12 protein-coding genes are annotated in these 14,284 nt (G+C 41.5%); 3 read left to right on the top strand and 9 right to left on the bottom strand.

The window, feature by feature from the left end:
• Window positions 1-443: 443 nt before the first annotated feature.
• The 6 genes from NHN17_RS23730 to NHN17_RS23705 all read right to left on the bottom strand — a co-directional run bounded on the left by NHN17_RS23730 (window position 444) and on the right by NHN17_RS23705 (window position 10,177).
• Window positions 444-647: an antitoxin Xre/MbcA/ParS toxin-binding domain-containing protein gene (locus NHN17_RS23730; protein ID WP_255042245.1), complete on the bottom strand. Its 204-nt coding sequence runs from the start codon at window positions 645-647 to the stop codon at window positions 444-446.
• Between the two features lie 438 nt (window positions 648-1,085).
• Entirely contained in the window at window positions 1,086-4,796 is a 3,711-nt protein-coding gene (locus NHN17_RS23725) for a toxin-antitoxin system YwqK family antitoxin (protein ID WP_255045136.1), read from the bottom strand.
• A 548-nt stretch (window positions 4,797-5,344) separates the two neighbouring features.
• Complete coding sequence (locus NHN17_RS23720) at window positions 5,345-6,262, bottom strand: Ig-like domain-containing protein (RefSeq protein WP_255045135.1); 918 nt, start codon at window positions 6,260-6,262, stop codon at window positions 5,345-5,347.
• A 120-nt stretch (window positions 6,263-6,382) separates the two neighbouring features.
• Window positions 6,383-7,891, bottom strand: a complete 1,509-nt coding sequence (locus tag NHN17_RS23715; RefSeq protein ID WP_255045134.1) for a DUF4165 domain-containing protein — start codon at window positions 7,889-7,891, stop codon at window positions 6,383-6,385.
• Window positions 7,892-8,406: 515 nt separating this feature from the next.
• The gene (locus tag NHN17_RS23710; protein WP_255045133.1) at window positions 8,407-9,540 is read right to left on the bottom strand and encodes a hypothetical protein; all 1,134 of its coding nucleotides are present in this window, start codon (window positions 9,538-9,540) and stop codon (window positions 8,407-8,409) included.
• Window positions 9,524-10,177 carry a hypothetical protein gene (locus NHN17_RS23705; protein WP_255045132.1) on the bottom strand — a complete coding sequence of 218 codons (654 nt, stop codon included), beginning with the start codon at window positions 10,175-10,177 and terminating at the stop codon, window positions 9,524-9,526. The genes NHN17_RS23710 and NHN17_RS23705 overlap by 17 nt, the downstream gene beginning before the upstream one ends.
• 716 nt (window positions 10,178-10,893) lie before the next feature.
• On the opposite strand from NHN17_RS23705, the gene NHN17_RS23700 reads away from it, so the two are divergent.
• Window positions 10,894-11,274, top strand: a complete 381-nt coding sequence (locus NHN17_RS23700) for a hypothetical protein (protein WP_255045131.1) — start codon at window positions 10,894-10,896, stop codon at window positions 11,272-11,274.
• A gap of 668 nt (window positions 11,275-11,942) precedes the next feature.
• Here NHN17_RS23700 and NHN17_RS23695 read toward each other — a convergent pair.
• The 3 genes from NHN17_RS23695 to NHN17_RS23685 all read right to left on the bottom strand — a co-directional run bounded on the left by NHN17_RS23695 (window position 11,943) and on the right by NHN17_RS23685 (window position 13,059).
• Window positions 11,943-12,152 carry an AbrB/MazE/SpoVT family DNA-binding domain-containing protein gene (locus tag NHN17_RS23695; RefSeq protein ID WP_255045130.1) on the bottom strand — a complete coding sequence of 70 codons (210 nt, stop codon included), beginning with the start codon at window positions 12,150-12,152 and terminating at the stop codon, window positions 11,943-11,945.
• Window positions 12,153-12,183: 31 nt separating this feature from the next.
• Window positions 12,184-12,570, bottom strand: coding sequence for a hypothetical protein (locus tag NHN17_RS23690; protein WP_255045129.1), 387 nt, complete (start codon window positions 12,568-12,570; stop codon window positions 12,184-12,186).
• A 258-nt stretch (window positions 12,571-12,828) separates the two neighbouring features.
• Window positions 12,829-13,059 (bottom strand): hypothetical protein, encoded by a 231-nt coding sequence (locus NHN17_RS23685; RefSeq protein ID WP_255045127.1) that lies wholly within the window; start codon window positions 13,057-13,059, stop codon window positions 12,829-12,831.
• Between the two features lie 452 nt (window positions 13,060-13,511).
• Here NHN17_RS23685 and NHN17_RS23680 point away from each other — a divergent pair, with 452 nt between their 5' ends.
• Complete coding sequence (locus NHN17_RS23680) at window positions 13,512-13,754, top strand: hypothetical protein (RefSeq protein ID WP_255045126.1); 243 nt, start codon at window positions 13,512-13,514, stop codon at window positions 13,752-13,754.
• On the top strand, window positions 13,736-14,158 hold the full coding sequence (locus NHN17_RS23675; RefSeq protein ID WP_255045125.1) for a hypothetical protein: 423 nt from the start codon (window positions 13,736-13,738) through the stop codon (window positions 14,156-14,158). The genes NHN17_RS23680 and NHN17_RS23675 overlap by 19 nt, the downstream gene beginning before the upstream one ends.
• The last annotated feature ends 126 nt before the right edge of the window (window positions 14,159-14,284 follow it).

The raw sequence follows: 14,284 nt of genomic DNA, 5'->3' as shown, positions 1-14,284 counted from the left end.
AGCTCCATTAATGAAGGAGCTTTATCAGTACCAGGCATTGATGATTACCGGAATATGGGGAGAAACACCCGCTTACAATTGAATAGTACTTGTTCCTGACAATATTCTTTAACTTCAATGACTTTACCCCAGATAAGCGCATAATATTAGAAGGGTACAAGGATTAGTTATAGTACGTCAATTACGAGTTAATGAAGTGTGATTCAATAGGTCTGAAACAAGAAATGGTCAGATGAGCGACACCTGTTACCAGGTGCCGCTCTCCTAAGAACCCAGCGTGCAACTTCACAGCACTGCATAATTCAGATAACTTTAAAAGTATGGAAAATAAAGGCTGAGTGACCTACATAGAGCATTTGGTCTAACTGATTTTGGGGCACAAATTAGTCAGCCAGGCATAGGTTGACCAGAAGATGGACAAAGTTTTTTTACAACATAGGGCACTAAAACACGCCATGCTCTAAACGGCCGATCAGGTCGAGTACAACCTCAGTGTCTTCTTCTGTCGAAAGCATATCAATTGGTCGCTTGTTACCAAGTCCTCGAACTGGGTGCTGAAGCCAGCGATGAGTGGCATCTTCATTTCCAAACAGTGCAAGCGCAGCCTGGAATACTTTGTCAAAATTCTTTTGGGTTTCTTTATTCATTCAAAACTTCGCCTAAATTTATATGATCAATGTCATACACCATAGCTGCATTGGGAAAAAGAGGACAAATAAAGATTAGACGAACGGATAGGTCGTAATGCTCTAAACAAAAATGGGGCATTTTCGATTTAGAAATGGCAGCGTATCGACTGCGATCGCTGCCATTTTAGTATGATACTTTTAATACTCAGTATGAATCTTTATTTCTCTCTCACACCAGCGCCGATCTACAGCAACTTCTACGATCAATTGTCTCCATATCTTGGTTTGCCGTAATTTTCTGATTTTCCATCAGGCACCTATCAACATCTTCTAGACCAAGCCATTGTAGTCAACCCGTTTTGGTAGCGATTGCGATTAAATGGTTTTTCCCATGAGCTTCTATAAAAAAAAGACCTCGGATAGCGAGGTCTAAACAAGTTCACGCCCTAAGGTACTTTAGATGTCGTCGCAGCGAACAAAATTACCGTTTTGATACAGGCACTTTTGGTCTAATACACCGTTTACATAATGATGGGACCAACCGTGGGCCAATCCTGAATTCCAATGGTCAACAGTCTTATGCCTTGTCGAACCATTACAATGAGCCCTCGTTCTTTGACCATGTAATGAACCATGGTCGTAATTTGATTTTGTGTAATCTTCACTGCAGTTAGGATTATCCAGCCATGTTTCGTGATAGCCATGCCTTTTTCCGTCAACATAGAAACCACGCTCATTGAACCTGTGGCTCAAACAGGGAATTAGCACTTCATAGGAGCCATTTCGTACCCCATTTTCATAAAAGCTGGTTAAACACTGCGTATCTTCGCCATCACGAAACGCAATAGACGAACCATGTTGTAAGTACCTGTAGATACTCAGACGATCATCTGGTTCTGTATTTTCTCTATCAACGATGAGCTCTTGAATTGACCTATTCTCTGTTTTGCCGCCGGTGATGTTGTAAAGCTCTTGTGTTTTGCCTATCACACCATAAGGATCATCGGGATCAGCATTGTACTCTTCGAAACGATGCAAAACCGTCCCAGAATCAAATTCACGCTCGTGTTTATAACTTACAGGATAAACAAGCAGAGAGTCTCGCCCTCTTAGCATTGCCAGGTGTTCATCTTCACGCCAAATAACCTTCCCGTTACTTTCCCGCTCATGTAATGCGTAGGTCGGCATATTCAGATAGGTATCGTCGTAGTACGGGTCATCATGTTTTCTAAAGTATCCGCCAGATGTAATTGATTTATTAAATAGCGGCAAAGTTGATGTAAGAGTATCCATCTCTCGGTAGTTATAATATCTATTATGAGTAGACGTTGGGTATTCAGACGAATACGTTGTATAAAAGAGAATCGGTGAAGCAAAATCAACGCCAATTCTGTCAGTTAGTATCGGTTTCGTATATTCGGTGGTCCTATCAAGTTCATCTTCTGAGTGCCTAATCTCTTTATGATATATAACAGTAGCTTCCTGGCAGCCGTTTTCTCGATTAGTGACAGTCGTATATTCATAAAGATTTGTTTGTTCACCGCTGTATTTTTCTGTGCTCAAATTTTCAGAGCTTAAACGACGAGGAATCTCACACCTTAATGGTGAATAGGAAAATACGTCATATCGATAATAATTTAATTTGTTGCTTCTCTCCTCCTGTTGTCCAACCCTTATGGAGTCAAAGACATCGTTTTGTCTTTCAAATATTTTGTAGGTCCCTCTAACTTCAAGCTCTGAACTTGGTACAAAGGTATAATAGTCGCCCTCGCGCTGCGTAATTAGGTTCCCATTACTCATGATCCGGTACCCGTGATGGTTGTATTCTAGGAGCACGCTTTGTTCATTATAGAGCTCGGTGTAACTTGGATATGATTCTCTTAAGCTAGTTACAGGGTTTTGGACCGTTGTGAACTGCTCATGGTAAGACACTGAGTGTGGCGGGTTTGCGAAGTAGGTTTCTCTTGTTTGTATGAGGTTATTGTCATAGACGATCTTCTGAGCGGTATATTTACCCCCTCCATCATGCTTGCGTTCTAAGATGGCGGTGCAGATCTCTCCATCAGCATCCTTGATGATATCACCTGCAACATATCCCATATCCCGCCTGATATTATCGTCAGTTGGGCAGATTGATTTACCAACCAAGACATCAAACGTATGCGCTTTTCTCAATGCCGCGCCAAGTGTTGCATGATCGATGCTAACAGAGAAGGTATGAATGCCTTCTTCAAAGGCCGTAATAGTCACCGTCTGCGAGTTTGGATTTTCTAACGATAAATTGCCATTGGGTGTCGACCACTGGATCGAATCCATATCTAACTCGGTATACTCGTCATCTGATATCACTAGTGTCAAATCAAATGGAGTATTCGCGGTAAGGCTTTCTGCATATTCAGAGTCTAGCGATGCCTGTTTGTAGATCACGTCCTGTAATGGGACACAGAAGTCGTGATCACCTTCGGCTATAGAAAGTTTCCAGAAGGTTAGCTTACCTTTGGACTTACAGGTTGGCCCAGCTTTCACTGTAAACTCATTGACCGAAAAACTTGTACTATTGGTGTCAGCGATGGCTTCTAGTTTGGTTCCTGAGTAAATACCCGCATCTCCACCAACCTCAAACACATATGGAATCGAAAATTTAAGTTCCGCTTGCACAGAAGTTAGGCTCAGTTCGGTTTCGCCAGAAAGCGAAAGATGAGCGTTGGTGAAATCAAAATCACCGTTGCTAATTTGTAATGGTTTGACCGTTGTGTGAAGCTCACCATTAACGACATCAAAGCGCACATCGGAGGGTATTTCAGCAACAAAGCGCGTTTGTAATCCGACCGTTGCTTGTGATTGATTCGGCACCTTAGCTTCGGTATACAAGCCAAAATCAACTTTTAGCGGGATACGTGCTTTGCGGTTGACCCGATAAAGTGCAGGGTGAGTAATTGGAATTTCTTTTGTTTTCATTTCATAAATGGTAGCGCGGTACTTGTCCTGCCCATTCATGCTCAATTTGATATTAGCCGTAAAATCGGTACCAAAAGTTGAAACCCCACTGTGGTGAATATAGGTTTCATCTGTGAGGGACGAGTTCGCAACAACCAGGCTACCTTTTACAGTGTACCTATAGTCGAAAGAATAATTCCCAAAGCCGATATCCCAGTCTCGACCTCTTAATGCACTTGGATCGCTGCTGTCGGGTATATGTTCATAGTAAAACTCAGTTCGACCATCTTTGATTATCCACTCGATAGGCTTTTTCACGAAATAGAAGACAACTTGCTTGACTCTAGTGGAGCCGTAGCTTTGTGCAGAGCGACTCTCGATGCTTTCCAGTTCAAAAAAAGGGGCGCCCGTTTGCTCAATTAATGGATCACTCGCCAACAGAACCTGATGCAACAGCTCTTCTGGGTCGTCACCTTCATTTAGTGCCGTTACCTCTAACAGATCTCTGTCTCGGTTGTAACTGAAAATGAACCTGTCCTGAAGCTCATCCATATCTATGTAAGTTAAGTCTTCAGCCAGTACAGGTGGCTCCGGAACTTGGAAAGGTGCACTATTGCCCTCAAATCGTTCACCGTTAATAACAGCATCTACTTCAAACACATAATTTTGATCAACGGACAAGCCCTCAATCACGTGCTCGGGGGTGTTAAGGCCTGTTAGTGTCGCTACCAGATTGCGGCTATGGCTTTTACCATCAGAGGAAGGGCTGGCGTAGACGTAGTAGGTGTTTTCACTTATGTGCCCGGCTTTACCATGCCACCTGAGCAGAACACTATCATCGCCATAAGCTGAGATTGAACGGATTGATGGGATCATATCTCTTGATGGTGGGGAGCTACATTCAACCGATACACTGGTGTTGGAAATTATGTTGCCTTCATCTGGAGTCACAACACACACTTCTTTGACATCACCCGACCTTGCTGTAATTTTATAAGGATCGTTATGCTTAAAATCGTGGCTGAAAGTAAAAGAACCCTGTTCAACAAACTCTTCTAATTCGTTGTTGAGCTCTTTTATGCTAACCCAAGAGTTTGATTCAGATTTGATGTTAACAGAAAGCCTATGGCTGACCTCTGGTGGTAATGGATCGGTGGCCGAATCAGAGTCGCCACCACACCCTGCTAGTACAAACGCACTAACAGCAAATAACTTAATGTGATTTCTCACGTTTTCTCCAGATAAATGAATTTGTCTCATAAAAAATGAAGCCGAGAATATAGCACCATAGAAAAATCTAAGTCATTGATAGTTAACATTTTGAAACAAAGTCGATATGCTTCAAGTTTGACCGCTTGGTATTAAATATTCACGATCATAACGTTGACACCAAATGGCTGTCGTTATGACGGTTCGATAGGTTCATCAGTAATACAACACACAAGAAGAATGCAATCAGAATTGAGCAAAACCTTACATTTACAACGCAAAAGAATGCCACTCTAAAAAGATAGATTGAATATTTGGGGGCGAGCTATGAAATGTAGAAAACAAATTGCGGAGGGCAATCAACCTGCAACTAAGGCTGTTGGGCTGAATTAAAACATAATTCGAATGAGGTTCAGTCACTGCGTTTCAACATATCACCTTGGTCTTAACCCTTCTGGATTGTCGTAATGTTCATTGAAATGCAAAGGAATGATCGTTATTCCTTTGCATCATCTAACCCGTAATCTATCAATTCGGTATCCAAAGAACTTACTGCAATATAACCTTTCCTAGTTGGCTTCTAACAGTGGTATCGACAACATAAACTCTGACTCCCCTTGTACCCCCTTGACGGCTGGGAAGATAGGCACAAAAAGCTTACCCTGATTATTTGTGATGTTGTATACCACTTCTACTGTTTCACCTGGACTCACCTTTGTCGTTTCATTAATTATGTGTACTGGGTAATTTGCATCAGAGCGGAGCGTGAACATGATCGACTGCTCTCCACTTGCCAGCTCACCTTCATCGGTGCGTAACTCGTTAGACACGATGACGTTTAGAGGATTGTCTCCTCGATCTGACAACAGTCTATCGACAGGAAAAACAGAAATTGACTCAACTCGCACCAGATTAGCCGGTTGGTAGGCCAGTGTGTAGGTGGTTATATGGTCATTACCAAAGTCATCGACAGCGGTTATGGTCAAGGAATATTCTTCTCCTGGTTCTAAACTTGAAAAAATTCGTGGGTACTCAAGTGTTGCAACGTATTGCTGCCTATTGTCACTCTCCACTAGCCAGTTAAGCATGACAAGGTCATTTGCTGGACCACCTTTCATTTCAATGGACTCAATGCGTGGGTAGTTTTCATCAGTTATAGTTAAAAGCAGGCTTTCAAGGCCGATGACTTCTTGCCCATCTACAAAGTTATCACCATTAACGGTTAACGCAATGGCTGGTGGTGTACGATCCACTGTCAGCGGCATCACTTTGTTATGCACCGCAACATTATGAAAATTATCACCAAGGTTGATCTCAATCGACTCGTAATCCCCCTCAGGAAGATTTGCGGTTGAAAAATAGAAATCACGTATGTAGTTGGATAACTCAACTTCTTTTTCGTGAGCTAGAGTATGGCTAATACCATTATCAGTTAAGGCGCGTATGCTGGTTAGTTCAAATGAAGGATGCCAGTGCGGTGCTCGCATTGAACGACCTAGCGGTGTTGTGTTGGTCTCAGTTGCCCGGACAACCACTTGTTGCGTTGATTGATCGTAATGATAGTTTGTCAGCTCAGCCGGCGTCGTGTCTACGTCGTATAATGCATTTTAATCAATACCTTGCAGTGTTGTGCCATCGATATAGGTCTGAACATGAAATGTAACACGCCAGGGCTCTTCTTCTAGTGAGTGTCCTAACTGTTGTAGCTCCTTCCAGCTAAACGATGTGGGGTTGTTAATAACTAGCTCTGTCTGTCCTGGCTCGAGATAATAATTATTATATGTGGTGGAAACACCATTGTGGGACGCTGGATTCAATCGTGGTGTGGAAATACGTAAACGTTGCCTTTGCTCCCTTGGCTCCATGACAAGGCGAAACTTATCAAAAATTTCATTTTGATCACGAATTTGCCAAGTGTCATCCCATTTTTGAGTTGTTTCACGCCAGAGGCCGCGTGATACCGGTTTAGGAGGTATTGGTGTGTTTGGGGCAATTTTGATATCTATTTCACCAGAACGCAGGTGCATCCCAGCATTGGCAGAACGCCATTCTGAGCGGCCTTCGAAGATCCCACGCTCGCGTCGAGACCTAACATAAACACTATTACCTTGTTCATAGAGTATGGATTCGTCAAGGCAGTTGATTGCTTCGCAGTATTCAGCATAGCCGAGGCCATGATCTGAATATTTCTTGTGTTCGTCTCTATCGAGCCGAGCAACAATGTAGACTGGGTTGCTGTAGATCGTCAAACCTGGTGTATATTCGACATACTCGCTAGCACCTGGAAATGGTAGGTTATGTTTGCCCGCGTCTGGGTGCTTTGTATCTCTTATGGCGATGATATCAAACAGTGGTGTCTCTATATCTTGATTCGAGACGATATGGCGGGCTTTCGTTTGGTTACCGGCATAATCAGTGATGACGTAATCTAATTGATAATTCCCTCCTTTTCGCTGAAACGGCTCTTTACCAATTGAAATTACACTTCCCTCAACATCGACGTTGAAAGGGCCAAATGTCTCCCCCGATTCTAACCGTGTCGCAGTGACTTGTGCATTTTCAATCCCAACATTGTCTTTAACCTCATTGAGATCAGTCGAAATATATCGAATACCATTGACGATGAGATGTCCGCTGACATTGCCATAACCAAGATCTGGGCTTGCAGACAATGAACCAATTGATGGTGCAGTAACATCGATGATTAGCTCACCTTCTTCTGTAGATATGAGGTTGTCGTAGTTGTCAAAAATGCGCTTCGTAATGCGATAGCTACCCTCGGGTATGCTGTTTGGAAGTCTAAATTCTTTACCGTAAAACTCCCTACCCAAATGATCACTTAGCCTGTCGTCCACACGCACAATGTCAGAGAGTTCTCTGTAGGACCAGTTGCCATTGTCTTGTGTTATTTCAACTTCTATCTTACGGCTGAGGCCGCTACTAGCCAGTAGGGAATGATCCTTGGCGGCATTGAGGTAGCTTTTGCCGAGGGGCCATTCACTATTTGCGCTTGGCATAATCACTTTGGTCAAACCGTTCGGGTCAGTAAATTGGTGCTGGACTATCTCCGCCTGGACAGAAAAAGCACAGATCATCATTAGGCCAATTTTACGCATAGTTAAACCTCCGAGTGGCAGTGGCTTTGATCTGCGACTCAGCAAAAAGAAAGAATAAGGTATGTTGTTGAATTTAAATGTATCATTTGCTTTGCCGGTGGGCAACGCGTAACGTCTCATTGTAAAAGGCTTTATCCTGCCGGAATTAGCCGATATCACGTTAGATTCAATTTGTTGACGAGGTGTGGCCACACAACCAGATAAAAGTTCATGTAGATAAGAGCAGATATTTTTATGGGATAAGGTAGATTAGAGAAAGTATGCCCAAAATGGGCATACTCATGGCTATTACCAGCGTGTGGTCACTCGAAAACACCATTGCGGTGCCAGCATAGCGCTGGAAGCGTGGACACCGATTGTCTGCAACCACACGAAAGTCATCAACCAGTGTTCAACCACTGTATTAGTTTAGATCAAACCGAGAATGTTCGCCCTGAGGCAAATAGTCAAACACATATTCAGCACATGTTTGAGGTGAACGTGAGAGCCTGAATGCCTGTTAGATTATGGCAATATTACATTTTTTCCTGATGTACATCTTTGGGGATATGATCCAAATTCGAAAGCAATGATGGCCCCCCCTCAGCCCAGGGCCATTTATGATGAGTTTCAAATTCTAACAGATCTTTTCCGCTTTCGTCATAGTCTTCTTGTTCTTTGAGTTGTTTAGATGTTTTATCAGGCCAAAACCTGACGGGATCTCGTAACGGTTTTTTGGTAATTATATTTTTTACTAAAGCATTGACATTATGATCATTGACTCCAGTATTAAGATATTGAGCAATGTATATAATTGGCAAGAAAATATGATAGTTCATGAGTTCTCCTCTATTAGGAATGAACTGTTCCATAGGTACGAAAGATTGAATCATTTGACTATGTTCGATGACAGTATTATAAAATGTTTCGGGGATCTTATAGCTGCGATGATCCCAATTATAACTAACGTTAAATCTCAGGTACTTTATTTGTCCTTCAATTATGGCGTTTTTGTTTTCAGACACAAAATTTGCGGAAAAGCCTAACCTTTGCCAGAGATCATATGTTGTATTTATTAATAGCACAGTTAAGTATCTGTGGACTATACTACATCTGAACTTGTTTGAATCTAATAGTGTACGGCTTTGTGAGAGGCTCAAATTCATATAAAACTTATTTTCAGTTAACTGTTTATCTAAAGCGTCAGATAGAATTTTTTTTGCGTTATCTAGTTCTAAGGGATTGTTTAAATACAACTTAAATAAATCGGATTCTGATTGAACACGGGAAAACGGGCTCGACGAAAAGCAATCCCATGCCTCTGGATCGATGCGGGCACAATTTCCTAGCATAGCGATACGGAAGCAAATCAGTAATTCGTTGAAAGAGGATTTAGAGTCAATTTTTTTCATAACGTACTCACGTTTACTATCAGGACAATATGAGCTCAGCTCATCAGGTTCAACATAAGCTACTCTTATTATGTCATTTACTCGCAGCTTAGCTTTATATTTGCAATCATTGAATGATACCAAAACTACTTTATGCCGATCACAAACTACTCCATCCTCAGGGCTGTTCTTAATTATCGATTGATAACGAATGCTATAATTTTTGTTTTGAACCCGTTCTTGTATACATTCAATTGGCGTGTTATCGATTTTTGTCATTGTTGTCTAACCCATTCATTGTCCCAAAACCATCCATCGTACTTGTTTTTAAATTTTTAATTATCTGATTTCGCATGATCAAAAAGGAGTTATCGAATTTTTCTGTCAACAAAAAGTGATATACAAGATTTGTCATTTCTTCGTTACATTGGGTGAGTTTAATGAAATATCGAACAAATGATGGTGTGATAATATTATTTACCTCTTCCGAACTCAGGATATAATCATCATGAATCATTGCGTTTAAAGGTTTTTCCCTCACAAGACAGCGGGGGAATTTCAGATATAAGTGAGTGTTGATATCACGCAACATTATACCCTCATCACGTAACTGGTTAATTTTGTTTTTTAGCATCTGCGCTTGATGTTGTTCTAATTGATAGTATTGACCATTCTCGCAATGTTCATAGATAGAGCTAGATTCCAGGATCTTATCTGCTAGTTCAATCGCTTTCGGTATAGTTATCCGAATTAAACAGTTTGATTTTAGGAAATCATCATTTCGCAAAGAAGGTTTAATTCGGTGCAAAATTTTATCATCCTGAAGTTTCACCTCATTAGTTGTGAACGCATACAATTGAGGAACTTCCGATATAATTAATTGCTCATAGTTTATCTGTTTTTTATCTATGCCCATGACATCCCTCAGAAATTCTCGATATTTTAATCTAGGTGGAATAACTTCTCCGCCACTGTTGTGGTGGTATTTTATGACTGGTAAATTTTTTGACTCAGGATGATTGCTTCACTGTCTCTCTATCTCTACATCTACCATTCTCCTCACCTCAATCTCTCGTATTTAGAATATTAGCCTAAGATCTAGAAAGTTGTAATTTCCCAGACTAGATTTTTGTATCCCTTGGATTCTTTTGTAAAACTTAATTTTAAAAATCGTTTAATATCAGTAAATTATGGGCATCTCTAAAAGATAATAATTTTTTCTTTTTTAGTGCATATATTTTTAATTTCAATACAACAGTTTTTAAGCGCAAACACATGCAGGTCAGTATTTTTTTATATTAACTGAGTGTTTTTGGATGTATTTTTCGTTTTTAATCGCAACATCTACAAACATAACCTTTTGAATATCATGTAAAAAACACCATGATAAGAATTAATGCAAGTAAAAAATACTCACATATAGCTTAGTGCATGAATTTACCGGGCTTACCTGGCCCTAGACCAACTAACCTCGTTCAATAGGTATCTTGCCAAAATAAAGGATCTCACCTCATTCATGAGGTGACTTGTGCAAATCTAGGGACTTCGCTCATAGTGTGTGACGGCTACTACATATATCGGACGTCCTATATGCTACGTTGTACATAACGGGCACGGTGTTAGTGGATAGATATGAACAGAAGCAACTATGACAATTTTTTATATCAATTGATCATCGAGGACCATCCCGACCCGATTTTCGATGATTTACCTGCTGTTGACCCGAGAGGAGAAATTCACGATAAACAGAAGCTATTGAGGTTAGCAGCTGACGTCCATCGGTTTGGCGTCCAACACCGTAAATGGTCAACAAAAGCCACTTTGTACATGGCTAATGTAGTTATCGGCGCAGCTGAATTGGCAGACACAAAAATTTCGGTGCAGCACTATTTCACGGGGCTGGCGAGTCTACTGCACAAACACATCTATCAAGATCCGGTCGGTAAATGCATAGTGGTCGATACGTTTAATCCACCAGTTGAAAGTTTGTTAGAAATGGCCGAGTTGATTTGAGGTTCCAATAGCTTGGTTGAGCAGCCGTATGCGATACCGATCGTTATTCATGATGAATGCGATTTGGTTTTTGATAATCACGAGCTTACTGCAAAACATAACCGACCATTCAGTGAGTTGGAACTGAAACAACTGCATCAATTTGGCCAATCATACTTCGGTCATGGTGCGACAACGCTACTGTTACCGGTTCATACATCAAGAGGCTGATTTCATGACGTTAACACCACAGAGGCAGGCTCATCAGCGGCATGATGAAAAGCGGAGCTCTTTACCGAGATTTGGCGGCCGGTGTTCTGTTGAACAGAAAGCAACAATAACTCGACTCCTAAACAAATCGCAGTACCTGACAGAAAAAGATCTTATTTTCGGCGCCTTAGCTGTTTACGAGCGCCATTTAGATACCAAGGTTAATTAACTCCGATGGAGGAGCTTGGGGCAGAGAGGTGAAGTTGGACAACGGTTAATGTTCGCGTTTGGTAACATTAGCGCCGAAAAAGGGACTTAATGTTACCAAACGTACTCATTATAGCGCGGCGTAAAGAGTATTTGTCCGGTACTACTTGGGTGTGAATTTAACCTTTCGAGCCTGTTTTGTTGAAGCTATGACTGCTTTTAATGTTCTGTCTGATATCTTCACTTTGTTCGAGCGACGTTTAGCGCGACCCTCAAACGTATGGATTGTCCACCTCTACATTACCAATCAATGTCTCTATCTCAGCGCGATCAGCCTCTGTTGCAATGGTCAACCTCTCTGGATTGTTATCAATGTCCTGGCCAAGTAACTCTAAAAAAGCAGTCTCAGCAGAATCGACAACGTCATTATCTACTTGTTGCTTATCCAGACCGGAATCTTTCTTATGATGTTTGTGCTTCATTAAAGGCACCTCTCAAACCAAAGAACGACATCTACTCTAGGAATGACTTAAATTGCTCTCGAAGCACGTCGATAGAACTGAGATCCAATTTAACCACATCGATATTTACCGGTGCGCCTGCGGAACGTGCTTTTTCAGCATCTCCTAACAGATTTTTGAGTATACCGCGGTTATACATAGTCAAATAATCTTGACCCTCAGGCCTGATTGAATAAGTGGAGCCGCTGGCCTGCGGTATATGTACCATATCATCGTCATAATATGCCTCTTCGGTGTCGTAGAAACCGCTCGACAAGCGCCATGAATCACCAGAGGTGTATCCACCAGCCCAGCCACCAAAAATTTTGAAAAAGGTTGGTTGTCCATCATCATAACTAAATTGTAAACAGACCCATCCATCAGGGCTATACGTTCTCATTGGTTCTCTCTCCGTGTGACAAAAATGAGGTTAAGCACGTGTCCTCTTCTTCAACATCGCTACCCTGAACGTTGGGTACATTATCTTCTGTTAACCATTCGGGCGTGAACAAAATCCCATACTGGGCAGTCAAAGCATTACAGGCTCTGAGTTCATCAGTGTTTGTTTCCAACCAAGCTTTTCCGTTCATACAGGCGCTCGTACATTGCTTATCACTTAACAGATACTTAGATAATAACATCGCTGAGTGAATGCTGTTTAGATACTACCTAATTTCTTGTACTTAGGAGCGGTAAGAGCTCCACGGGGGCCTCGCATTAAGTCATGCTCATCAAATCCATATTCAGCCACCAGCCAATCCACGATCTCTTTAGCTAAAGTGCTGGCTGGAAATTGTTTATAAGGTGCTAGTATCCGTCCATCTTCATCAATACCGACTCGATGCATACCCTTGTAGAATAAGTGAGCTTCTATGAATGGCCTTGTCATGTATTACTCCATAAACTATTGATTAGAAGTACTGACTTAACATTTGCATACTATCTGTTGTGTCTGCAATGTGAACTTTTGGTAGTGTGATCAGGTTCATAGCCAGCATAACGTTAACTCAAATTCTAATTCATATAGAATCAGGAACATATGCTCATTGTCTTAAGCTTTACTCCCTCAAAAATGATCCCGATATTCTTATCGTATATATATGTTAAGTATGTACGGTATCTTTTTGCCTATGTTACAGTCGTCACTATTTTATTCTTTTGCGACAAATTTTCTTGATTGTAACTTTCAATTTTTTGATATTTTATCAATACCTTGTGTAGATTTCTGTTGGGAAGTGGGGATTGTAACAAGGCAGTGTTACAATGCAGTCAAGGCGCACTCTTGCAGTAATTGAAATCAGTGATAACTTATATGCACAGTGTGAATATAAGGGCGAAATAATGGCATTTCTCTATGGTGTGCTTTTGATCATTGGAATAACTGTGGGTGGACTTTGGTGTAATTTCACAGCGGCTCGCTACAAGTTTACGTTGCTTCCTTGCGCAAGTTTACCTGGCGGAATTATTCTAGCCTTTACCGGGTTCTGGGAAGCAATTTACTATGCTGCTGGCGCATTGCTAGGCATCATCATAGTCGTATTTTGGGATCATCCCAAAGTGAATGAATGGCTAAAACAAATATGAGCAAGCAAACCAAACTCATCCGGCAAATCCGGCAAAACATCGTTCAAGAGCAAGCTGTGTATCTTCTTCATGATTTTGCAGGAGCAGAGACTGATGAGCTGAGACAAGCAATCATGTGGCTGGTTGATAACCTAGAACTAATAGAGATCGCGCCAGATATGTACACACCTTCGCGCGTAAATCGCCTTACTCGTAAGGTTATGCCTTCCCACAGCCTGGATAGCATTGTGATTGCAGTCCTTGAACGCCACCGTGTTCCGTATGAGTTTTACGGTCTTACCAAGACTTATCTGGAAGGAAAAGCAAATCAGATCCCTGCAAAAATGCAGATAAGGACTTTCGAAAAGCTGCCGTTCACTATTGCAGTAAATGGCGAAGATATCACTCCAACCTACAAGTCGTAACTGGTTACCGGTAAGTGCCTGATCCTCGTTAATAGCTGTGGTGTAACACTGAAGTGGCATAGTTAATTTGGCCACCTGATTAGAGGTGATATCATCACCTCGGAAGTTAACAGGTGACACAATGAC

The sequence above is a fragment of the Photobacterium pectinilyticum genome, from assembly GCF_024357955.1.
GTDB classification, from domain to species: Bacteria; Pseudomonadota; Gammaproteobacteria; order Enterobacterales; family Vibrionaceae; genus Photobacterium; species Photobacterium pectinilyticum.
The sequence above is the reverse complement of the archived record's forward strand: the minus strand, read 5'-3'. Positions and strand labels throughout refer to the sequence as shown.

Bases quoted from the DNA above. Each gene is read 5' to 3' on its own strand.
- NHN17_RS23720 (WP_255045135.1), bottom strand. From the start codon at position 6,262: ATGCGAGCACCGCACTGGCATCCTTCATTTGAACTAACCAGCATACGC.
- NHN17_RS23730 (WP_255042245.1), bottom strand. From the start codon at position 647: ATGAATAAAGAAACCCAAAAGAATTTTGACAAAGTATTCCAGGCTGCG.
- NHN17_RS23715 (WP_255045134.1), bottom strand. From the start codon at position 7,891: ATGCGTAAAATTGGCCTAATGATGATCTGTGCTTTTTCTGTCCAGGCG.
- NHN17_RS23675 (WP_255045125.1), top strand. From the start codon at position 13,736: ATGGCTAAAACAAATATGAGCAAGCAAACCAAACTCATCCGGCAAATC.
- NHN17_RS23695 (WP_255045130.1), bottom strand. From the start codon at position 12,152: ATGAAGCACAAACATCATAAGAAAGATTCCGGTCTGGATAAGCAACAA.
- NHN17_RS23690 (WP_255045129.1), bottom strand. From the start codon at position 12,570: ATGAGAACGTATAGCCCTGATGGATGGGTCTGTTTACAATTTAGTTAT.
- NHN17_RS23705 (WP_255045132.1), bottom strand. From the start codon at position 10,177: ATGGGCATAGATAAAAAACAGATAAACTATGAGCAATTAATTATATCG.
- NHN17_RS23710 (WP_255045133.1), bottom strand. From the start codon at position 9,540: ATGACAAAAATCGATAACACGCCAATTGAATGTATACAAGAACGGGTT.
- NHN17_RS23685 (WP_255045127.1), bottom strand. From the start codon at position 13,059: ATGACAAGGCCATTCATAGAAGCTCACTTATTCTACAAGGGTATGCAT.
- NHN17_RS23700 (WP_255045131.1), top strand. From the start codon at position 10,894: ATGAACAGAAGCAACTATGACAATTTTTTATATCAATTGATCATCGAG.
- NHN17_RS23680 (WP_255045126.1), top strand. From the start codon at position 13,512: ATGGCATTTCTCTATGGTGTGCTTTTGATCATTGGAATAACTGTGGGT.